21 protein-coding genes are annotated in these 22,008 nt (G+C 64.6%); 15 read left to right on the top strand and 6 right to left on the bottom strand.

Annotated elements, in window-relative coordinates; translation table 11 throughout:
- Window positions 1–34 precede the first annotated feature (34 nt).
- Window positions 35–574, top strand: a complete 540-nt coding sequence (locus CAF53_RS10560; RefSeq protein ID WP_046761664.1) for an SRPBCC family protein — start codon at window positions 35–37, stop codon at window positions 572–574.
- A 91-nt stretch (window positions 575–665) separates the two neighbouring features.
- The gene (locus CAF53_RS10565; RefSeq protein ID WP_100238023.1) at window positions 666–1,706 is read left to right on the top strand and encodes an acyltransferase; all 1,041 of its coding nucleotides are present in this window, start codon (window positions 666–668) and stop codon (window positions 1,704–1,706) included.
- A gap of 53 nt (window positions 1,707–1,759) precedes the next feature.
- Here CAF53_RS10565 and CAF53_RS10570 read toward each other — a convergent pair whose 3' ends face one another.
- A complete protein-coding gene (locus CAF53_RS10570) occupies window positions 1,760–2,530 on the bottom strand; it encodes a CsgG/HfaB family protein (protein WP_046761662.1) in 771 nt (256 codons plus the stop codon).
- 200 nt (window positions 2,531–2,730) lie between these two features.
- Between CAF53_RS10570 and lepA the strand changes: the two genes are divergently transcribed.
- The 3 genes from lepA (at window position 2,731) to CAF53_RS10585 (ending at window position 6,035) form a co-directional block, all read left to right on the top strand.
- Complete coding sequence (lepA, locus tag CAF53_RS10575; RefSeq protein WP_046761661.1) at window positions 2,731–4,536, top strand: translation elongation factor 4; 1,806 nt, start codon at window positions 2,731–2,733, stop codon at window positions 4,534–4,536.
- Between the two features lie 255 nt (window positions 4,537–4,791).
- Entirely contained in the window at window positions 4,792–5,178 is a 387-nt protein-coding gene (locus tag CAF53_RS10580; protein WP_100238024.1) for a PH domain-containing protein, read from the top strand.
- A 173-nt stretch (window positions 5,179–5,351) separates the two neighbouring features.
- Window positions 5,352–6,035, top strand: coding sequence for a hypothetical protein (locus CAF53_RS10585; protein ID WP_046762537.1), 684 nt, complete (start codon window positions 5,352–5,354; stop codon window positions 6,033–6,035).
- Window positions 6,036–6,206: 171 nt separating this feature from the next.
- Here CAF53_RS10585 and CAF53_RS10590 read toward each other — a convergent pair whose 3' ends face one another.
- The 3 genes from CAF53_RS10590 to rnd all read right to left on the bottom strand — a co-directional run bounded on the left by CAF53_RS10590 (window position 6,207) and on the right by rnd (window position 8,301).
- Window positions 6,207–6,596: a DUF1801 domain-containing protein gene (locus CAF53_RS10590; RefSeq protein WP_100238763.1), complete on the bottom strand. Its 390-nt coding sequence runs from the start codon at window positions 6,594–6,596 to the stop codon at window positions 6,207–6,209.
- Between the two features lie 230 nt (window positions 6,597–6,826).
- Window positions 6,827–7,123 carry an I78 family peptidase inhibitor gene (locus tag CAF53_RS10595; protein ID WP_046761659.1) on the bottom strand — a complete coding sequence of 99 codons (297 nt, stop codon included), beginning with the start codon at window positions 7,121–7,123 and terminating at the stop codon, window positions 6,827–6,829.
- 11 nt (window positions 7,124–7,134) lie between these two features.
- The gene (gene rnd / locus CAF53_RS10600; RefSeq protein ID WP_100238025.1) at window positions 7,135–8,301 is read right to left on the bottom strand and encodes a ribonuclease D; all 1,167 of its coding nucleotides are present in this window, start codon (window positions 8,299–8,301) and stop codon (window positions 7,135–7,137) included.
- Between the two features lie 127 nt (window positions 8,302–8,428).
- Here rnd and aspS point away from each other — a divergent pair, with 127 nt between their 5' ends.
- The 4 genes from aspS to CAF53_RS10620 all read left to right on the top strand — a co-directional run bounded on the left by aspS (window position 8,429) and on the right by CAF53_RS10620 (window position 12,765).
- Complete coding sequence (gene aspS / locus CAF53_RS10605) at window positions 8,429–10,213, top strand: aspartate--tRNA ligase (RefSeq protein ID WP_100238026.1); 1,785 nt, start codon at window positions 8,429–8,431, stop codon at window positions 10,211–10,213.
- A gap of 81 nt (window positions 10,214–10,294) precedes the next feature.
- A complete protein-coding gene (locus CAF53_RS10610; protein ID WP_046761656.1) occupies window positions 10,295–11,077 on the top strand; it encodes a polyphosphate kinase in 783 nt (260 codons plus the stop codon).
- 87 nt (window positions 11,078–11,164) lie between these two features.
- On the top strand, window positions 11,165–12,493 hold the full coding sequence (locus CAF53_RS10615) for a methyl-accepting chemotaxis protein (RefSeq protein WP_046761655.1): 1,329 nt from the start codon (window positions 11,165–11,167) through the stop codon (window positions 12,491–12,493).
- An 86-nt stretch (window positions 12,494–12,579) separates the two neighbouring features.
- Window positions 12,580–12,765 carry a hypothetical protein gene (locus tag CAF53_RS10620; RefSeq protein ID WP_100238027.1) on the top strand — a complete coding sequence of 62 codons (186 nt, stop codon included), beginning with the start codon at window positions 12,580–12,582 and terminating at the stop codon, window positions 12,763–12,765.
- A gap of 133 nt (window positions 12,766–12,898) precedes the next feature.
- On the opposite strand, the gene greB is transcribed toward CAF53_RS10620, so the two are convergent.
- Both greB and CAF53_RS10630 read right to left on the bottom strand, forming a co-directional pair.
- A complete protein-coding gene (gene greB / locus CAF53_RS10625; RefSeq protein WP_046761653.1) occupies window positions 12,899–13,384 on the bottom strand; it encodes a transcription elongation factor GreB in 486 nt (161 codons plus the stop codon).
- 12 nt (window positions 13,385–13,396) lie between these two features.
- Window positions 13,397–15,481 carry a lytic transglycosylase domain-containing protein gene (locus CAF53_RS10630; RefSeq protein WP_100238028.1) on the bottom strand — a complete coding sequence of 695 codons (2,085 nt, stop codon included), beginning with the start codon at window positions 15,479–15,481 and terminating at the stop codon, window positions 13,397–13,399.
- A 111-nt stretch (window positions 15,482–15,592) separates the two neighbouring features.
- Here CAF53_RS10630 and dapA point away from each other — a divergent pair, with 111 nt between their 5' ends.
- From dapA to recA, 6 genes are all read left to right on the top strand, one after another.
- Window positions 15,593–16,471 carry a 4-hydroxy-tetrahydrodipicolinate synthase gene (gene dapA, locus CAF53_RS10635; RefSeq protein WP_100238029.1) on the top strand — a complete coding sequence of 293 codons (879 nt, stop codon included), beginning with the start codon at window positions 15,593–15,595 and terminating at the stop codon, window positions 16,469–16,471.
- A gap of 115 nt (window positions 16,472–16,586) precedes the next feature.
- The gene (gene smpB / locus CAF53_RS10640; RefSeq protein WP_100238030.1) at window positions 16,587–17,069 is read left to right on the top strand and encodes an SsrA-binding protein SmpB; all 483 of its coding nucleotides are present in this window, start codon (window positions 16,587–16,589) and stop codon (window positions 17,067–17,069) included.
- Complete coding sequence (locus CAF53_RS10645; RefSeq protein WP_197707391.1) at window positions 17,069–17,677, top strand: DUF2062 domain-containing protein; 609 nt, start codon at window positions 17,069–17,071, stop codon at window positions 17,675–17,677. The genes smpB and CAF53_RS10645 overlap by 1 nt, the downstream gene beginning before the upstream one ends.
- Before the next feature lie 47 nt (window positions 17,678–17,724).
- A complete protein-coding gene (locus tag CAF53_RS10650) occupies window positions 17,725–20,151 on the top strand; it encodes a PAS domain-containing sensor histidine kinase (RefSeq protein ID WP_100238031.1) in 2,427 nt (808 codons plus the stop codon).
- Between the two features lie 89 nt (window positions 20,152–20,240).
- A complete protein-coding gene (locus CAF53_RS10655) occupies window positions 20,241–20,600 on the top strand; it encodes a response regulator (protein ID WP_046762533.1) in 360 nt (119 codons plus the stop codon).
- A 98-nt stretch (window positions 20,601–20,698) separates the two neighbouring features.
- Complete coding sequence (gene recA / locus CAF53_RS10660) at window positions 20,699–21,772, top strand: recombinase RecA (protein WP_046761650.1); 1,074 nt, start codon at window positions 20,699–20,701, stop codon at window positions 21,770–21,772.
- The last annotated feature ends 236 nt before the right edge of the window (window positions 21,773–22,008 follow it).

A 22,008-nucleotide genomic window follows, 5' to 3' on the forward strand; every position in this document is an offset into this window, starting at 1 on the left:
TTACGCTGCCCCTCCTGCACGGGAGGAACGAGCCATGCGCAAGATCATGATTTTGGGATGGGCTGGTGCGGCGATGGCCGCGCCGGCCCATTCTGCCGTTACAGCCAGCAGCGATGGCGGCTTTGCGGTGGAGAACAGCGTCGAAGTCGCTGCGGACGCGGCCACCGTCTATCGCTTGCTGGGCCAGCCCGGACGCTGGTGGAGCAGCGAACATACCTATAGCGGCAAGGCGGCCAATCTGCGCCTTCAGCCGGTGGCGGGCGGCTGTTTCTGCGAAACCATGCCGGGCAAGAGCGGGCGGGCGGGGAGCGTTGAGCATGCCCGGGTGATCTACGCAGCGCCTGACCGGCAGTTGCGGCTGTCGGGCGCCCTGGGGCCATTGCAGGCGGAGGCGGTGACGGGAACGCTGACCTTCGACATCACGCCCGCCGGCAAGGGGGTGCGAGTCGTCATGAGCTATGTCGTGGGCGGCTATATCCGCATGGGTGGGATGAGGATCGCGCCGATCGTCGACAAGGTGCTGGCGGAACAGTTGGTGGGACTCAAGCGCGCGGCCGAGGCGGAAAAATCCTAGCGGCCCGCACGATATAGGAAAATGCAGGCAGTGCGCGGGCTTAACCACGATATTAACGGAATGATTGCTGCTTCGTTGCTATAGCGCCGCCATGGCAGGGTCGCGCCTCTCCTCTGGCCGTTTGACGGAACTGGACGCCTTGCGCGGCCTGGGCGCGTTATGCGTGCTGGTGTTCCATTACTCGACGCGCTTTCACGAGCTGTTTCCGCAAGCGGCGCATGTGCCCTTCAGTTTCCTGGGCGGCAATTACCGCGTGCTGCTGTTCTTCACCATTTCCGGCTTTGCGATCTTCTTCACCCTGGACCGCATCGGCACCGTGGCCGATTTTGCCGTCAACCGTTTCGCCCGGCTTTATCCCGCCTATCTGGTGGCGATGCTGCTGACGTTGGGCATCGAATATCTGGCGCGCGCGTCGCAATTGCTGATCGGGCCGGGCGCGATCCTGGCCAATTTCACCATGTTGCAGGGTTTCGCCTTCCTGCCCGAGGTCGATGGCGCCTATTGGACGCTGACGGTCGAGATCGCCTTCTATTTCTGCATGGTGGCGATCTGGAAATGGGTGGGCCTCAAAAGGCTGGAGCCGGTGTTGCTGGGCTGGCTGGCGCTGCGCTGGCTCTATGCGCTGTGGCCGGGCATGCCGGAACGGATCGTGATGCTGCTGGTGCTGCGTTATCTGCCCTTTTTCATCATCGGCATATTATCCTATCGCGTCTGGGCGGGGCAGCGGCGCTGGCGGCAGCAGGTGCCCTATGCCGCGCTGGCGCTGCTGTCGATCGCGACCGTCGACAGTCCGGACATCAGCCTGGCGGGCATCATTCTGCTGGCGGCGTTCGCGGCGCTGGTCGCCGGACGGCTGCGTTTCCTGCGCCTGAGGCCGCTCGTCTGGATGGGTGGGATCAGCTATTCCTTCTACCTGATCCACCAGCATGTCGGCTTTGTCGTGATGCTGAAGATGGCCGAAGCGGGATATAGTCCCTGGACCGGGTTCGCAGCCGCCTTCGCGGTGGCGCTCGGCCTTGGCACGCTCATCAACTGGTGCGTCGAGCGGCCGGCTGGGGAGGCGATACTGTCCTGGTGGCGTCGCCGGAATCGGCCGGTCATGCCGGATGATATCCTGCCCAGCCAGACATGAAGAAGGGGCGCCGCCGGTGAGCCCGGCAGCGCCCCTTCAGCAATAGCCGCGATTTACTGGGCGCGGGGTGCCGCCGCCGCTGCGTTGGCGGGCAGGCCGCCGAGTTGGGTCACCAGCTTGGTATAGGCGTCGAGATAGGCGAGCACGATCACCTGGCCGATCTCGGTATTCTGATAGCCGCCGCCGCCGGCAGCGGCCAGACCGCCCATCCAGCCCGCGCCGCCGCCTGCGCCGAAGCTCAGGTCCGACTTGCGGGAATAGCCTTCCGTCAGCGCCTCTTCCTCGGTCGTGCGGGCGTTGACGATCGAGAGCGTCACATTGGCCTCGCTCTTCTTGATCGAGATGCCGCCGGCCAGTGCGCCGAAGGTCCGGCCGCCCAGGAAACCGCCGAGCATGCCGCCCAGAGCGTTGCCCCCCGAATTCTTGTTCGAGGAGACGATGTCGGGCTGGAGGAAATAATCCGCCGCCTTCACCTGGCCCTTGCCAAGATTCGAACCCGCCTGGAGCTCGCCGGAGTCGGCCATGGCGCGTTCCATATTGCGGTTGGCCATGGCGCGGCCACGGTTGACCAGGCCGAAGCAGCCCGACTGCTGGATGAAGACCTTGAGGATCGCCTCCGGGCTGCCCAGGTTCAACTCACGCCACCACTGGTTGTCGGGCTCGACGATCGCAACCGTGCCCAGGCGACGGGTGCAATGAGGGATTTCGGCGGTTTTCTTGGCCTGCTGCTGCCGTGCGGACGATCCCTTGTCGGCAGCCATTGCGGGAGAAGCCACGACAGCCAGACCGGCTGCGGCAGCGACGAATTTCGTGAACACACGCATTGTCATGCACCCCTGAAAGTTGCTGATGTCTTTTTGCTTTTGTAGCGCCCCGATATTGGAGCCAAGCTCTAGCACAACCGCGTGGGCGCGCAAGTAATGCGAATGGTTATCATGGCTGTGGCCTTCTTCGGTGCGCCGTCTGGCACGTCGATGCGCGAGGCTGCTGACAGGCCCGTAAATGGCTGCTATCGGCGCGGTCCATGACCGATCTCTCGCACATCCGCAATTTCTCGATCATCGCCCATATCGACCATGGCAAGTCGACATTGGCCGACCGCCTGATCCAGCGCACCGGGGGGCTGACCGATCGGGAGATGAGCGCCCAGGTTCTCGACAATATGGATATCGAGAAGGAGCGCGGCATCACCATCAAGGCGCAGACCGTGCGGCTCGACTATGTGGCGAAGAATGGCGAGACCTATGAGCTGAACCTCATGGACACGCCGGGCCATGTCGACTTCGCCTATGAGGTGAGCCGGTCGCTGGCCGCCTGCGAAGGCGCGCTGCTGGTGGTGGATGCGGCGCAGGGCGTGGAAGCGCAGACGCTGGCGAACGTCTACCAGTCGATCGAGCATGACCATGAGATCGTGCCCGTCCTGAACAAGATCGACCTGCCCGCCGCCGAACCGGAAAAGGTGCGCGCGGAAATCGAGGAGGTGATCGGTCTCGACGCGTCGGAGGCGGTGCTGGCGAGCGCCAAGTCCGGCATCGGCATCGACGACATATTGGAAGCCGTCGTCGCCAAGATTCCGCCGCCCAAGGGCGACCGGAACGCCCCGCTGGAGGCGATGCTGGTCGATAGCTGGTACGACCCTTATCTGGGCGTCGTCATTCTGGTTCGCGTCGTCAACGGCGTCATCAAGAAGGGCCAGCAGATCAAGTTCATGATCGGCGAGACCGAGCATCTGATCGACCGCGTGGGTTGCATGCGGCCCAAGATCGAGCAATTGCCCGAACTCGGCCCCGGCGAGATCGGCTTCATCACCGCGCAGATCAAGGATATCAGCCAGACCCGCGTCGGCGACACCATCACCACGGTCAAGAATCCCGCCGCCGCGCCGCTGCCGGGCTTCAAGGAAGTGCAGCCGGTGGTGTTCTGCGGCCTGTTCCCGGTCGACGCCAATGATTTCGAGAAGCTGCGCGATTCGATTTCGAAGCTGCGACTCAATGACGCCAGCTTCTCCTTCGAGATGGAGACGTCGGCTGCGCTGGGGTTCGGCTTCCGCTGCGGGTTCCTGGGCCTCCTCCATCTGGAGATCATCCAGGAACGGCTGACGCGCGAATATGATCTCGACCTCATCACCACCGCGCCTTCGGTGGTCTATGAGATGCACATGAAGGACGGGGAGGTGAAGCATCTGCACAACCCCGCCGACATGCCCGATCCCAACCATATCGAGATGATCGAGGAGCCGTGGATCGAGGCGGTGATCTACTGCCCCGACGAATATCTGGGCTCGATCCTCAAGCTCTGCCAGGACCGGCGCGGCATCCAGAAGAACCTGACCTATGTCGGCGGGCGGGCGCAGGTGACGTACGAACTGCCCTTGAACGAAGTGGTGTTCGATTTCTACGACCGGCTGAAGTCGATTTCGCGCGGCTATGCCAGCTTCGACTATCACCAGATCGGCACGCGTGAGGGCGACCTCGTCAAGATGAGCATCCTCGTCAACAATGAGCCGGTCGATGCGCTCAGCATGATCGTCCACCGCAGCGCGGCCGAATCGCGCGGGCGGCATATGTGCGAGCGGTTGAAGGACCTGATCCCCCGCCATCTGTTCAAGATTCCGATCCAGGCGGCGATCGGCGGCAAGGTGATCGCCCGCGAAACGATCGCGGCGATGCGCAAGGACGTGACCGCCAAATGCTATGGCGGGGACATCACCCGCAAGAAGAAGCTGCTGGAAAAGCAGAAAGAGGGCAAGAAGCGGATGCGCGAATATGGCAGCGTGCAGATTCCGCAGGAAGCCTTCATCGCGGCGCTGCGCATGGGGGATGAGAGCTAAGTCTGTCTGGCAATGCGCCTATCGGCACATATCCCGCACCAGCCCGCTCCCCCGCCCGGCCACCCAAACGGCAGTATCATATGGGTGGCCGGGTGGAGGAGCGGGCTGGTGCGGCACTGAAATGCGCTCTTCCGCATTTCCAAACAGACTCCAAGGCCATCGCGTTTCCGCGCCGTATCCCGTCTTGACCATGGCGCTGCTTCCATGGTCAATGCTTCCATCGTCTATTCAGGCGGTTAACGGCAGGGGACCGGCATGAGCGAGACATGGCTGTATGACGAGCATCCGGCGATGTTCCGTGCGCACCCCTTCCTGTTCATCCTGTTGCTGATTTCGGTCGTCGGCATAGTGGCGATCGGCGTGTGGTGGGTGTTGCGCAAGGGTGAGCGGCTGGCGCTCAGCGACCGTGAGGTGCTGCTGGAGCGCGGCTTGCTGGCCAAGCAGCGGACCGAAATCGCCCTGTCCAGCATCCGCAGCGTGCGGATTACCCAGACGCTGGGCCAGCGCATTTTCAACGTCGGCAATGTCGAAGTGTTCAGCGCCGGCGACATGGCGGAAATCGCCATCAAATCCATGCCGCGGCCGGATCGCATCCGGGCGATCGCGGCTTCCCGCAACCTCGATCTGCTGCCGCAGCGATAAGATTGCGGCAGGCCCTCTTGACTTGTTCGCATTTATTTCAACGATAGGGTCATAGCGAGAAGGGGCCCTTTCAAGGGCCCCCAGCCTAGCAGGAAGGACGCTGAAGGAATGCCGGTCCGCGAATGGCGCGGGTTCGGCTTGCCAAGGGGTCGTCGTGCATGGGCTTGCGTGTGATGCCGTCGCTACCAGAACTCACCGCACAACAGCGGGAGGAGGTTCGCCAGGCCTGCGGCTTTGCCTGCGTCCGTTGTGGCGTGACGATCTACCGCTATCTGCGCCTGCCCGAGAGCCATGGCGCCACGCTGCTCTGCCCGACCTGCCACGGGCTGGTGGAGGAAGGGCGGCTGACGCCGATGCAGGTGCAGGGGTTCCACACCAATCCGGTCGTGCGACAGCGCCATTTCGCGCGGGATCGCCTGCCTTTCTCACCGGAACTGCCCTCCCTGATCATGGGCGGCTCTCCCTTGCTGCGCGACACGCCGATTCCGCTGACGCTGGAGGGTGAGCCGATCCTCATCTTCGCGCCGCCGCGCCGCAGCAACGGCGCGACCCGCATCAGCCTGCGCATGGGCGACAGCGATGGCGAGCCGACGCAGATCATCGACGGCAACGAATGGCTGCCCGAAAATGGGAGCTGGCATTTCCTGCTGCGGGGCGATCGGTACAGCATGATGGCGGCGCGGGGCGATGGGCTGGCGGTGCTGCGGATCGTGGCACGCAACCGGATCGCGGTGGAGCATCTGCGGACCACCATCAGGGGCCGCCGGCTGGAGGTCACGCCCGACTGGCTGGAGATTGACGGCAAACGCTATGTCGGCCGCATCGGTAGCGGGACGCTGATCGGGCTGGAGTGCTGAGGTCAGAGTCTGTTTGGAAATGCGCCTCTCGACGCATCGCCGCACCAGCCCTCTCCCCCACCCGGCCACCCAACGGCAGTATTCTATGGGTGGCCGGGTGGGGGAGAGGGCTGGTGCCGCCTCGAAATGCGCTCTTCCGCGCATTTCCAAACAGACTCTCAGCGCTTCCTCTCAGCCCTTCCTGCCGCGCTTGGTCATGTTGAGGGCGATCGCCGCCCGGATGAGCGCCTTGAAAGCCTCTGCGTCGATCGTTTCGCCTTCGTGAATGTCGATCGCACGGCGGACATTGCCGTCCAGACTGGCGTTGAACAGGCCTGACGGGTCGTCCAGCGACGCGCCCTTGGCGAAGGTCAGCTTCACGGCCGTCTTGTAGCTTTCCCCGGTGCAGAGGATGCCGCCATGCGACCAGACCGGGACGCCGCGCCATTTCCATTCCTCGACCACGTGCGGATCGGCATCCTTGATAAGCTGGCGGACATGTCCGAGGGTTTCGCCGCGCCAATCGCTCAATTCCCGGATCCGGGCGTCGATCAGCGCGGAAGGGCTGTCCGTGTCATCCATGTGCGGCGGCTCCTGCATCCCGATCCGTCTAGCATGGAAGATGACCGATGGCGTAGCGATGACGCCGAGAGGGGCCTAGCCTCATTGCATCATCGCTACGCCGCCCATGGGGACCACCCGAGGGGCCGGCCGATCGCGATCAGGGGGACCGGGACCGTCGACGGAGGGATTACGACCGAGGGGCGCCCTTTATTCCATCGGAAATAAGTCGGATTCGGTAGTTGTCGGTTTCAGCCGCAGCGAGCGGAGGTGATGGTCATCTTCCCGTCATAGCTGACGGTCAGGCGGTCGGGGCGGAAATCCATCGTCATCGCCATGCCCGGTGCGCCCCAGCGCAGGGTCCGCGCGCCCGAGGCCTTCAGCAACTCCGTGCCCAGCTCCGCGCTGGCGATCTGGCCGATGAAGCGGCCAAGACCTTCGTTGCGGCAAGGACCTTCAGCGACGGCCGGCGGCGTTGCAGGACCTTCGCCCGCTGCGCCCGCGCAGGCCGCCAGCAGGGGAAGGAGGGCAAGGGCTGCGGTCCGCATGATGGAAGTTCCTACTCCGTCCGGGTCATTTTGAGGCGGCCGTTCTTGACCGCGAAGGCGAGCCGGCCCTCCACCAGATCGACGGCGTCGCGGCCGAACTGTTCATAGCGCCAACCCTCCAGGATCGCGAGATCGTCGCGCACGCCCGCCGCCAGCGCGTCGATATCGTCGCTGCGGGCGATCAGCCGCGCGGCGACGTTGATGTCGCGCGAACGGATTTTCAGCAGCAGCTTCAGCAGATCGGCCACCAGCGCGCCGTCCTTGCCCAGGCCCGGGCGCTTGGGGTCGCGTTCGGGCATCTCGTCCTTGCCCAGCGGCTTGTGGTTGGTGAGCGCCAGCATCAGCCGGGCGCCGATGTCGTTGGTCTTCCAGGTGGCGGAAAGGCCGCGCACCTTGCCAAGGTCTTCCTGCGCGCGTGGCGGATGACTGGCGATGTCGGCCAGCGTCTCGTCCTTGACGATGCGGCCGCGGGGCAGGTTCTTGTCCTGCGCCTCGATCTCGCGCCAGGCGGCGAGTGCCTTCAGGCGGCCGAGCACGTCGGGCTTGCGGCTGGCGATGCGGACGCGCTGCCAGGCTTCCTCCGGCACGTTCACGTAATTTTCCGGGTTGCTGATCCGCTCCATCTCCTGGTCCAGCCAGTCGCCCCGGCCGGTGCGGCGCAGTTCCTCCAGCATCTTGGGGAAGATCTGGATGAGATAGGTGACGTCGCCGATCGCATAGTCGATCTGCCGCTTGTCGAGCGGACGGCGCGCCCAGTCGGTGAAGCGGGCGCCCTTGTCGAGCTGCACGCCCAGCCATGCGTCGACGAGGTTGCCGTAGCCGATCTGTTCGCCCAGCCCCAGCGCCATCGCCGCGATCTGCGTGTCGAACATCGGGTGAGGGGTCTTGCCGGTCAGGTTGTAGATGATCTCCAGATCCTGCCCACCCGCATGGAAGACCTTCAGCACATCCTCATTGTCGACCATCAGGTCGAGCAGGGGCGACAGGTCGAGGCCGGGCGCCTTGGGATCGATCGCGGCGGCCTCGTTCGAGTCCGCGACCTGCACCAGGCAGAGGTCGGGCCAATAGCTGTTTTCGCGCATGAACTCGGTGTCGACCGCAATATAGGGCGATTGGGCGATCCGGGCGCAGAATGAAGCGAGAGTCTTGCTGTCGGTAATCAGCGGATGGATTTGCATATGGTCTTCGATCTTATTATGGGCTGGCCCGTCGCGCACGGGCTCGTCAATGCTTGACAAGACTGCCCATAGCGGCGCTGCAACAATTTGTCATTTCCGTAAAACGTAGCTGAAAGAATAGATCGCCATGCATGCTTATCGCACTCATACCTGCGGCGCCCTGACCTCGGCCGAGGTCGGCAATGAGGTGCGCGTGTCCGGCTGGGTGCACCGCAAGCGCGACCATGGCGATCTGGTCTTCATCGACCTGCGCGACCATTACGGCATGGTGCAGATCGTCACCGAGGTCGACGGGCCGGTGTTCAAGGTGATCGAATCGCTGCGCGCCGAGAGCGTCGTGACGGTGACGGGCAAGGTCGTGGCGCGGGCGAAGGAAGCGGTGAACCCGAACCTGCCGACCGGCGAGATCGAGATTCGCGCGCTGGACGCGGTGGTGCTGTCCGCCGCCGCCGACCTGCCGCTGCCGGTGGCGGGCGAGCAGGAATATCCGGAAGACATCCGCCTGCGCTATCGCTTCCTCGACCTGCGGCGCGAAACGCTGCACGCGAACATCGTCAAGCGGACCAAGATCATTTCCGACATGCGCCGCCGCATGGAAGGCATTGGCTTCACCGAATATTCGACGCCGATCCTGACCGCGAGCAGCCCCGAAGGCGCACGGGACTTCCTGGTGCCCAGCCGGATTCATGCTGGGAAATTCTACGCGCTGCCGCAGGCGCCGCAGCAGTACAAGCAGTTGCTGATGGTGGCGGGCTTCGACCGCTATTTCCAGATCGCGCCCTGCTTCCGCGACGAAGACCCGCGCGCCGACCGCCTGCCGGGCGAATTCTACCAGCTCGACCTGGAGATGAGCTTCGTCACGCAGGAAGATGTGTGGAACACGATGGAGCCGGTGATTGCTGAGGTTTTCGAGGCGTTCGCCGACGGCAAGCCGGTGACGCCCGCGGGCAGCTTCCCGCGGATTCCGCATGCCGAGGCGATGCTGAAATATGGGTCGGACAAGCCCGACCTGCGCAACCCGATCCTGATCACCGACGTGACCGAGCATTTCGTGGGTTCGGGTTTCGGCATCTTCGCGGGGATCGTGGAGAGCGGCGGCGTGATCCGCGCGATCCCGGCGCCGGGCGCGGGCGCGGGTAGCCGGAAGTTCTTCGACGACATGAATGTCTGGGCGCGGGCCGAGGGCTATTCGGGCCTGGGCTATATCAACATCAAGGACGGCGTGCCCGGTGGCCCCATCGCCAAGAATCATGGCGAGGAGCGTACGGCGAAGCTGATCGAGGCGCTGGGCCTTGGCCCCAATGACGGCGTGTTCTTCGCGGCGGGCAAGGAAAGCCAGGCGGCCAAGCTGGCGGGGCTGGCGCGCATCCGCGTGGGTGAGCAGTTGGACCTGATCGACAAGGATCGGTTCGAATTGTGCTGGATCGTCGATTTCCCCTTCTACGAATATGACGAGGACACGAAGTCGATCGACTTCGCGCACAACCCCTTCTCCATGCCGCAGGGTGGGTTGGACGCGCTGAACGATCAGGACCCGCTGACCATCAACGCCTATCAGTATGACATGGTCTGCAACGGCTATGAGATCGCCTCGGGCTCGATCCGCAACCAGTCGCCCGAACTGATGGTCAAGGCGTTCGAGAAGGTGGGCCTCAGCCAGGCGGATGTGGAGGAGCGCTTCGGCGGTCTGTACCGCGCCTTCCAATATGGCGCGCCGCCCCATGGCGGCATGGCGGCGGGCGTGGACCGCATCGTGATGCTGCTGTGCGGCGCGCAGAACCTGCGCGAAATCACGCTCTTCCCGATGAACCAGCGCGCCGAGGATTTGCTGATGGGCGCGCCGAGCGCGGCGGAGTTCAAGCAGCTGCGCGAACTCAACATCCGCGTGGTGGAGCCCCAGGCCAAGGCCTGAAACCTTATTGCGTGACGGCTTGTTAAAGCCCCGCCCCTGTTCCAGAACGGGGGCGGGGCTTTGCTTTTGCCGGAGGGACGCATGACCATCGACCTCGCCGATTATGAGAAAGGTGTGAAGCTCAAGGGCGATTATGAGGCGCAGCTGGCCGCACTCCAGCAGCGGCTCGCCAAGATCCAGGTCGCCCACATCATCCACGACCGGCGCAGCGTCATCATGCTGGAAGGCTGGGACGCGGCGGGCAAGGGGGGCATCATCAAGCGGATGACCGCTGAATGGGACCCGCGCTATTTTCAGGTCCATCCCATCTCCGCGCCCAGCGAGACGGAGCGCGATCATCATTTCCTCTGGCGTTTCTGGACGCGGCTGCCCGCCGGGCGGAACATCTCCATCTTCGACCGGAGCTGGTACGGCCGGGTGCTGGTGGAACGGGTCGAGGGCTATTGTTCCAAGGGCGAGTGGAAGCGCGCCTATGAGGAGATCAACGCGTTCGAAAAGCAGCAGGTCGACGCCGGGACCAATATCGTCAAGCTGTTCGTCCATATCACCCAGGAGGTACAGGACGAACAGCTCGCCCAACGACTCGATACGCCGTGGAAGCGGTGGAAGACGGGCGCGGACGATTATCGCAACCGGGCGAAGCGGGCCGACTATCTGGATGCGATGCACGACATGTTCCACAAGACCGACAGCAAATATGCGCCATGGCATGTGATCGACAATAATCATCGTCGGGCCGGACGGATCGCGGCGCTGACCATGGTGGCCAAGCGATTGGAAAAGCTGGTCCCCATGGATTTTCCGGAGGCCGACCCTGCGGTGGTGAAGCTGGCGGCCAAGGCCTATGGCTATAAGCCTGTCTAGGAATATCTTATGAAAACATATGGTTGTAACAAAACTGTCACCAAATTCTAACGACCCGTTTACCATTTCGGGCCTAATCGAGCGGCCATGTACGCACCGCAGATGCTCGACCCGTCCCCGACCGAAGCCAGGGCTCGCCCGGAGGCGGCCCTGTTCCTGGTCGCGCCCAGTCCGGCGATCCGGCTGGGGCGGCCGCTCAGCGAGGCGGTCGACCATTTCCAGCATGACCCGGCGCTGCGCCTGCTGCCGGTACTGGATGCCGCGGACCGGCCGGTCGGGGCGATCTATGAGCGTGACATGCGGCGCATCCTGTTCAACCCCTTTGGCCATGCGCTGCTGCGCAATCCCAGTTTCGGCGGGCGGCTGGACGATCATGTCCGGCCCTGCGCCACGGTCGAGCGGCGCGCCAGCATCGAGGCGCTGATCGATCTCTATGCCGCGCAGGGACAGGGGTGCGAGGGGTTGATCGTCACCGAAGACGGGCGGTATGCGGGGATGGTCGGCGGTCAGTTGCTGTTGAAGCTGGCGGCGGAGCGCGATGCGCGAGTGGCACTGGCGCGGGTCGAGCGGCTGGAACGGGTGACGCGGGAAAGCGCGACGTTCCGGTCCGACATCGAAACGCTGATCGGCGATCTGGTGGGAATGGCCGACATGCTGTCCCGCCTGGCCGAGGACGCCGCGGAGCGGGCGGCGCATAATGGACAGGCCTCGGCGGGCATGGCGGTGGCGGCGGCGCAGACGGCGGATAATCTGTCGGGTATTGCAGCGTCCGGGCGCGAGCTGGGGCTGCTGTTCCGGTCGATGGAGGCCGAAGTGCATGAGGCAGGCGCCGCCATTCGCGCGGCGGTGGAGCAGACGCAGTCGGGGTCGGCCCAGACCCGCATGCTCAGCGCGCAGGCGGACGGGATCGGTGAAGTGACCGCGCTGATCGACAGCATCGCCCGGGCGACGACGACGCTGGCTCTCAATGCCGGGATCGAGGCGGCGCGGGCCGGGGAGGCGGGGCAGGGCTTTGCCGTTGTCGCGCGGGAGGTCAAGTCGCTCGCCGGGCAGACCCGCGATGCCGCGGCGGAGATTGCCCGGCGAATCGACCATATCCGCCTGACCGTCGGCCATGTGGCGCAGGGTCATGCCCATATGGACGCCGCCATGGCGACGGCGGACCGGCTGTCGGCTTCGGTGTTCGAGGCGGTGGCGCGGCATGGCGCCTTCAGCCAGGCGATCGCGGGCAGCGTCGGGGAAGCGGGCGAGGCGAGCGAGCATATCCGTACCAGCGCCAGCCGGATCAGCGCCAATGCGAGCGCGGCGGTGGAGGATGCGCGGGCGATGCGCAGTGCGGCGGGCCGGCTGTCGGAGGAGGCGCACCGGCTGGAGGATCGCGCCGGAGCCTATATCCGCGCGATTCAGGCAGCATAGGGCTGAATATGGCCCTCGCGGGAAAAGGGGCTGGCTTCGGACGGAATTCGGGCTAGGCTCGCCCTCCATAAAGAAGGAGAGGATGCATGCTCGTCATGTTCGTGGGCGCCGACCGGACCGAAACCGCCGTCAATGCCGCGCAGGTCACCTTCGTTTCATCGGTCACCGCCGGCACCCGCATCCGCTTCGGCGAGGGGCGCAGCGTGACCGTGGTGGAACCGATCGGGGAGGTGATGGAGCGGCTCAACCATTCGCTGCGGCCGCATGATTAGAGCGCGCTGCGTTAAATCGTACGCAAGTCGCGCGCTCTAAGCTTTTGTTGTCGTATCGTTTTAAGCGCAAGACGGGTTCCCACTTTTGCGCACGATACTCTAGCACCGCTATCCGGGAATGGCGGCAAAATGATCACTCCGGATAGCGGATCGCCATCACTTCATATTCCTTTTCCCCCGCGGGGAGCATCACGCGGCGCAGGTCTCCCACGGCCGCGCCGCGCAGGGCGCGGGCGATGGGCGTGGCCCAGCCGATGCGGCCGGCGCCCGCGTCCGTCTCGTCATTGCCGACCAGCGTGACGGTGCGGTGGTTGTCATCCTCGTCCGCGATGGTGACGGTGGCGCCGAAATAGACCTTGCTCTTGTCGGGTTGCTGGCGCGGATCGACGACCTTGGCGTCCTTCATCTTGCGCGACAGGCGTTTCAATTGCCCGTCAATCTCGCGCATCCGCTTGCGGCCATAGAGATAGTCGCCATTTTCGCTGCGGTCGCCATTGCCCGCCGCCCAGCTCACCACCTCCACGATCCTGGGGCGCTCGATCCCGAGGAGCTGGTCATATTCGGCGCGCAGCTTCGCAAAGCCTTCGGGAGTGATGTAATTGGGGTGGGCGGTGCTCATGCCCCGCCCATATCAGCCCGGTGTCTGCTTGCCGAGATATTTGGACAAGGGCGTCGTGGTCCCCCGGAAGCGGGCGCGCTGAGGGTTCATCGCCTCGTAGACCACGGCATTTTCCAGCACGCGCTGGACATAGTTGCGGGTTTCGAACAGCGGGATCTGCTCGATCCAGCGCAGCATGTCGGCGCCGGGCAGGCGCGGATCGCCGTTGGCGGCGATCCAGCGGTTCACATTGCCCGGCCCGGCATTATAGGCCGCCACCGCCAACGGGTAGCTGCCGCCATAATAGTCGAGCATCCGCTGGAAATAGGAGGAGCCGAGCATGATGTTGTAGCTGGGATCGTTGAGCGAACTGGGATCGTAGCTCATCCCCAGCTTGCCCGCCTGCTCGCGCGCGGTGCCGGGCATCAGCTGCATCAGGCCCCGTGCGCCCGCATGGCTGACAATCTGCCGGTCGAACTGGCTTTCCTGCCGGGCGATGGCATGGACCATGGTCCAGTTATATTGCGCCTCGGACGGGACGGGCACGCGCGGGAAGGCGCTTGTCCCATAGCCGGTGAGGCCGCTCGACACGGCGCGGCGGCCGACCATCACCCCCATGTCCGGGCGGCCGATGCTCTGGGCGAGTTCCACCGCCAGATAATGATCGGCGTCGCTGTCCGCATTGTTGGCGATGGCGCGGGCGAATTTGCTCTGGTCTTCCCAATAGCCCATTTCGCCCAGCGCCTTCACCGCGCGAACGACCGAGCGGTTGGCGAACGCCGCGCGTTCAGCGGCCGAGATTTCGACCGGGCGCTCGACGGTGGCTGGCGCGGGGATCGGGCGGCCCAGCCGTTCGAGTGCCAATTGGCCGTAGAATTGGTCGGGGAAGACGGCGGCGCGTGCGAAATAGCTGTTCGCGCTGGCGGCATCGCCCGCCTGGAGCGCGGCGCGCCCGGCCCAGTAGAAACCCTTGGACTGGGTCTGAGGCGACTTGGCGGCGGTGGCGTAACGGCGGAACATCTCCACCGCGTCCAGCGGCTTATTGAGATTATAGAAGGCCGTCGACCCCGCCAGCCAGGCAAGGCTGGTATAATCGTCGCGCTCGCCGATCGGCCGCGTGTTGACGTCGGTGCCGGGCAGATAGGCGTCGTCCAGCTTGCTGGCGATGCCGTAGGCGAAGCTCCACTGGCTGTCGTTGGCGGCGGCGCGCGCCTGGGTCAGCAGCGTTTCATACCATTTCTCCGCGTCGCCCGGCCGGAAGGTCAGCGCCGGGCGATTGGCGAGATATTGGCGGCCGGCGATCCAGTTGCCGGTATTCAGCATCCAGCCTGCCTTGTCCGCGATGAAGCCGGCGTCGGTGGCGCCGACCGCCTCGCCAAGCTGCATCTTCATCGTCGCGTCGGGCGCCTTCTGGCGGAAGGCGATGCGCGCCTCATAGACCGGGCGGCGGGCGGGGGAGACATAGGCTAGCATCCGCTGCGCGCCCATGATGTCGCCCTTCCACAGCAGGGCGTCGGCGCGCAGGTCATGTTCGACCGAGGTCCAGCCGGAACCGAAGAGCGAGAGCAGCCGCGCCTCGTCATCGGGCGAGAGCGTGCCGCCGATCCAGGCATTGCGCGCGGCGATCCGCGCCTCGCCCATGCGGTTCTGCTGCATCAGCGCCAGCGCGTAACGGGCATTGCCGGTGGCGGTGCGGGGCGGGAAGCGGGTGAAGAAGCCGACGACCTGGCCCGGATCGTAGCTGTTGGGGTTGATGCCGGTTTCCGCCAACCGCCGCATCCGGTCCTCGCCCGGCCAGCCGGGGTTCGCCATGATGAAGCTCATATAGGTGGAGGAACCGAGGCCATCGCTTTGCTGGAGCGCGCGCCACTGGCTGATCGTGCCGGAGATCGAAGGATCGCTCGCCACGCCGATTCGGCCTTGCGCCCTTTGCCAGGGGCTCGGTTCGTTCGAACTTGGAATCGGCTGGACCACGGCGCCCGGCGGATAGGCCGAAGCGGGCGGAGGCACGGGCGTTTCCGTCTGGGCGCTGGCGCCCGCGGTGAACAGCAAGAGAGCAATCAAAGGCATACGGACCATGACAGTTTCAGAACAGGAGGGCGACAGCCTACTAGACATGATCGCAATTGCATCCTTATCAGGCCATGAATGACGCGCTATAGCGCGCCGTTCGCGTGTTTCACGCTATGATGCCCCGGAATCCCGGTGAATTGAAGGAGTTTGTTTGCCATGTTTTCCGGGTCGATTCCGGCGCTGATCACGCCCTTCCGTGACGGGGCGGTGGATGAGGCCGCCTTCCGCGCCTTTGTCGATTGGCAGATCGAGGAAGGCAGCAGCGGATTGGTGCCCTGCGGCACGACCGGCGAAAGCGCGACCATGACGGTCGAGGAGCATAATCGCGTCATCGCCATCTGCGTCGACCAGGCGGCCGGCCGGGTGCCGGTGATCGCAGGCTGCGGTTCCAACGACACGCGAATCGCGCTGGAGCATATGTTCGCGGCGCAGGCGGCGGGCGCCGACGCCGCGCTGGTGGTCGCGCCTTATTACAACAAGCCCAATCAGGACGGCGTCTACCAGCATTTCGCCTATCTGGCCGAGCGCTGCTCGCTGCCGATCATCCTCTATAATGTGCCCAGCCGCACCATCACCGACATCGGCGTGCCGGTGATCCATCGCCTGTCGGAAGAGTTCCAGACCATCATCGGCATCAAGGACGCCACCGGGAATCTCGGGCGGGTCAGCGCACAGCGCCTCGCTTGCCGCGCCGATTTCTGCCAGCTTTCCGGGAATGACGAGACGGCGCTGGGTTTCAATGCGATGGGCGGCAAGGGCTGCATTTCGGTCACGGCCAATGTCGCGCCGCGCCTCTGTGCCGATTTCCAGAAAGCGATCGCGGTGGGCGATTGGGATGGCGCCCTGGCGCTCCAGGATCGTCTCTACCCGTTGCATGATGCCCTGTTCAGCGATTCTTCACCCGGCCCGGTTAAATACGCCCTTACGCGGGTCCGTCCCGACATGCCCGGCGACGTCCGCCTGCCGATCACCTGGCCGTCGGAATCGAGCCGCGCCGCCGTCGACCGGGCGTTGGAGATCGCCGGGCTGGTATAAGGCCGGGCCGTCCCCATATTCCCTGCTTTCGGGCCGCGTGCCTGGAATAAGGATCGGGCGCGGCGCGTACAGGATGCGACTGCGCTCGACACGAACGGAAGTTTAGAAAAGACTGATGGCCCGCCCCCGTCCCGAAGCCTTCGACAAGAAGAAGATCGTCGCCGAGAACCGGCGCGCGCGGTTCGAATATTTCCTGGAGGATGTGTTCGAGGCGGGCATCGCCCTGCAAGGCACCGAGGTCAAGTCGCTGCGCTTTGGGGAGGGCAATATCGCGGAAAGCTATGCCGAGGTGAAGGGGGAACAGGTGTGGCTGGTCAACAGCAACATCCCCGAATTCAGCCATGGCAACCGCTTCAACCATGAGCCCAAGCGCCCCCGCAAGCTGCTGCTGCACCAGCGGGAGATCGCCCGCATGCATGGTGCGGTGGAGCGCAAGGGCATGACGCTGGTGCCGCTGAGCATCTATTTCAACAGCCGGGGCAAGGCGAAGGTCGAACTGGCGCTGGCCAAGGGCAAGAAGACCCATGACAAGCGCGAGACGATCAAGGAACGCGACTGGAAGCGCGATCAGCAGCGCATCATGAAGGCGCATCGCTGATGGGGCCGAAAGAAAGCATGGGGCGCCTCTCCCGCTGGTGGCATGCCAATGCCCCGACCCGTGAGTCGCTGGAAAACAGCAAGGTTCTCGCCCCTGTCGCCCATCGCGTGCTGGAACCCTCGCTGTGGCGCTTCACCAGGCGATCGGTGCCGCGCGGGGTCGCGCTGGGGCTCCTGGTCGGCATCTTCCTGCTGATACCCGGCGTGCAGATCGCCGGCGCGGCGCTGCTGGCGCTGCCCTTCCGCGCGAATATCCCGCTGGCTGCGGCGATGACCTTCCTCTCGAACCCGGCGACCACCCCTCTCTTCCTGATGGCGTCGGTCTATATCGGCAACTGGCTGCTGGGGCGGACGGCGGATGCTTCCGGCTTCATGGCGCTGGTCGACAAACATGCCTCGATCCGCGACTGGTGCGCCTGGCTCTTTTCCGAAGCGGCGCCCGCCATGCTGCTGGGGCTGGCGCTGATTTCGCTGGCTTTCGCGGTGGTCGGTTATTTTCTGGCCGACTGGATCTGGCGCCATCGCATGGGCCGCAAATGGCATGCGCGCAAATTGAGGATTGGCAAGGCACGCGAAAGCAGCGCATTGGAGGAAGCCGCTTCGGCCTGACGGGTGGGGCGGCAAGTCCATTGTGAATGCAGGGGGATAGCCGGGCCGTGTCCGCGCGTGTGATCAGGGATGGAGATGCTTGGGGCGCTGATCGGCCGTCGCCGCTGGCCCTGCCTCTGCTGATCCTGTTGGCGCTGATTTCCGCCGGGCTGGTCGTCTATGCCGCCGGGAACTGGGCGCTGGGCGCCGGTTTCGCCGCGGCGGTGCTGGCCGGGGCGGCGCTTTTGAGCTGGTATCGCAAGCTTCATCCGCAGGAAATGGCGGTGGGGGAGGCCGTGCCCGACTGGACGGTGGCGCGGGCGGCGGCGGATGCATCCAATATGGCGATCGCGGTCACCGATCGCGCCGGGCGGCTGGTCTGCGCCAGCGATCTGTTCGGGGAGTGGTTTCCCGGCTTCCCCGCGCCGCCGCACGTCACTGGCGACGCTGCCCTGTCCGACAGCCTGGGCAATGCCGCCCGCGCCGCCTGGCGCGATGGCGAGGCGCGGGTCGAGGGGATCGTGCAGGGCGCGCTGCGGCTGGACGCTTTCGTCTGCCGCACGGGACGGTCGGAAGATTATCTGCTGTGGCGCTTTTCCCCCGTGCGCCAGCCCAGCGCGCTGGACGATGTGCATCGCCTGCTGACCGGGGAGGCCGGTCGGCAATTGGGCGAAGCGGGCATCATGGCGGTGATGATCGGCGGCGAGGGGCGCATCCGCGCGGCCAATGGCGCCTTTCTGCTGCGCGCCGCCGGGCGGATCGACGCCAATATCACCGGCCGCGATTTCGCCGCGCATATGCGGGTGGACGACAAGGCGCGGCTGTTCCTGGCGCGGGAGGAATCGGGCGGCATTCCGCTGCGGCTGTTGCAGGTGCCGTTGAAGCGCGCCGTCCAGCCCGTCGGTGCGCAATCGGGCGCGCAGGACGGGCCGATGCTGCTGCTGCTGATCGACGAGCCGGCGGGCAATGCGGGCGGGACGTCGGCGCTATCCTATATCGAGACCCTGTTGTCGCTGCTGCCCTTCGGCCTCGCCATGGCGGATCGTGATGGGCGGGTTCTGTTTCTCAACAAGGCTTTTTCGCGCGCGGCGGGCCTCAAGGAAGGCGACAAGCCGAGCTATCCCGGCGATCTGGTCGTGCGGGAGGATCAGGCGGCGGTGGCGGACGCGGTGCGGCGCTTCGCGGTCGGCCCGCAAATGTCGGGCGACGTGGCCGTGCGCATGCGCGAACAGCCGGACGAGCCGATCGCGCTCAGCCTGGCGGGCGTGCGCGGTCTGGGCGAGGCGGCGGTGCTCCTCAGCCTCAAGGACAATAGCGAGGAGAGCAAGCTCAAGCGGCAGGTGGCGCAGGCGACCAAGATGCAGGCCATCGGCCAGCTTGCGGGCGGCGTGGCGCATGACTTCAACAATATCCTGACTGCGATCATCGGCCATTGCGACCTGATGCTGATGCGCCATACGCCCGGCGACAGCGATTATGACGACATCCAGCAGATCAAGTCGAACAGCAACCGCGCGGCGGGGCTGACGCGGCAGTTGCTCGCTTTCTCGCGCCAGCAGACCTTGCGGCCGCAGATCTTGCAATTGCCCGATATCGTCGCGGATGTCTCCAATCTGTTGAAGCGCCTGCTGGGCGAAAGCGTCAAATTGGAGGTCACCCATGGCCGCAATCTGGGCGCCGTCCGGGCTGACCCCGGCCAGTTGGAGCAGGTGATCGTCAACCTGGCCGTCAACGCCCGCGACGCCATGCCCGACGGCGGCACGCTCAACATCCAGACCTATGCCGTGCCCGCCGCCAAGGTGCGGGAAATGCGCACCGACATCATGCCGCCCGCCGACTATACGGCGGTGCGGGTGTCGGACACGGGCCTCGGCATCCCGCCCGACATATTGTCCAAGATTTTCGAGCCTTTCTTCACCACCAAGGAACTGGGCAAGGGGACGGGGCTTGGCCTTTCGACCGTCTACGGCATCGTCAAGCAGTCGGGCGGGTTCATCTTCGCGGAGTCCGAACTGGGACGGGGGGCGAGCTTCGTCATCTATCTGCCCGTCTATCAGGGTGCCGATGCCGATCAGGCCGCCCAGCCCAAGGCGCCGGTCCGCCGCACCGAGACCTGGGGCACGGGCACGGTTCTGCTGGTGGAGGATGAGGATATGGTGCGCGCCGTCGCCGAACGGGCATTGACGCGGCAGGGCTATAAGGTGCTGACCGCCAACGACGGCGAACAGGGGCTGGAGGTGCTGGCCGGTGATGAGAAGATCGACCTGCTGATTTCCGACGTCGTGATGCCGAACATGGACGGCCCCGCCATGGTGGCGCGGGCCAGGGCCAGCCATCCCGACCTGCCGGTGCTGTTCATGTCGGGCTATGCCGAGGAACAGTTGCGCAAATCGATCGACATCGCCAATGTGGCCTTCCTGCCAAAACCCTTTTCCGTCAGCCAGTTGGCGGAAGCGGCGCGGGATGCGCTGGCAACGCGGCCGGCGCCGGAATGAATTTGGGGAATGAACTTCTGCGCGGTTCGGTGATTATACTGGCCGGAAATCCGTCCGGGGTGGCGACGGTATGATTGGGGACCGCAAGCATGTCTGACGGCAAGACCATCCTGATCGTCGAAGACGAGGCCATGATCGGCATGATGCTGGAGGATTATCTCGACACGCTCGGATACCGGCTGCATGCGATTGCCGAATCGGTCGATGAGGCTTGTACCAAGGCGCGGGAGGGCGGTTTCGACGCGGCGCTGCTCGACTGCAACCTGCATGGCGAGAAAAGCTGGCCGGTCGCCGACATATTGGCGCAGAGCGGCATTCCCTTCGTCTTTGCGACCGGCGGCATGGCGGACGACCTGCCGACGGGCCACGCCGACCGGCCGACCTTGGCCAAGCCCTTCACCATCGGCGCGGTCGAACGGGCGCTGAACAAAGCGCTGGGAACCCGATAAGAAAAATTCGTTCCCCTCTTGTTCCATGAGAACAAACAGGATACATGGTGGCCACGCGCCACATAATCGGCGCGTTCCGCTTGACAGGGGATAGGCCGATGACAGCAATGCTCTCACTCATCGATTCCAAGAAGACAGGAACAATGGACAGACAGAAAGCATTGGAAGCGGCCCTTTCCCAGATCGACCGTGCCTTCGGCAAAGGCTCGGCGATGAAGCTGGGCAGCCGCGAGAAGATCGAGATCGAAGCGATCTCGACCGGATCGCTGGGGCTGGATATCGCGCTCGGCATCGGCGGCCTGCCGCGCGGGCGCATTGTGGAGATTTACGGCCCGGAAAGCTCGGGCAAGACCACGTTGGCGCTGCATGCCATTGCCGAAGCGCAGAAGACCGGCGGCGTCGCGGCCTTCGTCGATGCGGAACATGCGCTCGATCCCGGCTATGCGAAGAAGCTGGGTGTCGATATCGACGAGCTGATCGTGTCGCAGCCCGATACCGGTGAGCAGGCGCTGGAGATCGTCGATACGCTGGTGCGGTCGAATGCGATCGACGTGTTGGTGATCGACTCGGTCGCCGCGCTGGTGCCGCGTGCGGAAATCGAGGGCGAGATGGGCGACAGCCATGTCGGCCTGCAAGCCCGTCTGATGAGCCAGGCACTGCGCAAGCTGACCGGCTCCATCTCGCGCTCGCGCTGTCTGGTGATCTTCATCAACCAGGTGCGCATGAAGATCGGCGTGATGTACGGCAATCCGGAAACGACGACCGGCGGTAACGCGCTCAAATTCTACGCCTCGGTCCGCCTCGACATCCGCCGCACCGGCCAGATCAAGGATCGCGAGGACATTGTGGGCAACGCGACCCGCGTGAAGGTGGTCAAGAACAAGGTCGCCCCGCCGTTCAAGCAGGTCGAATTCGACATCATGTATGGCGAGGGCGTGTCCAAGATCGGTGAACTGCTCGACATCGGCGTGAAGGCCGGTCTGGTCGAGAAATCGGGCGCCTGGTTCTCCTATGACTCCGTCCGCATCGGCCAGGGGCGTGAGAATGCGAAAACCTATCTGAAAGAACATCCCGAAATGGCGGAACGCCTGGAAAAGGCGATCCGCGGCAAGACCGAGGAAGTCGCCGAAGGGATGATGGCCGGACCCGAAGCGGAGGATGATGGCGAATAAGCGCTGACAGCCCTCCGGCCAGATCAACCGGAGAGTTTCAGCGCGGCACTGCCCACCTGCTGCTTCACGCACTGAAAAGGCCCGCTGCGCCATTGGCGCGGCGGGCCTTTTACCGTGGGCGTTGAGGGTTTGGGCTATTCTCGCTCATTGAACGCGACCTATTCCTGCGAAGGCAGGAGTCAGGTCGGACAGTGGGACTGGAATCCTGCCTTCGCAGGAACACAAGCATTCAAACT

Origin of the sequence: Sphingobium sp. LB126 (assembly GCF_002795205.1) — a bacterium.
Lineage (GTDB): Bacteria > Pseudomonadota > Alphaproteobacteria > Sphingomonadales > Sphingomonadaceae > Sphingobium > Sphingobium chungbukense.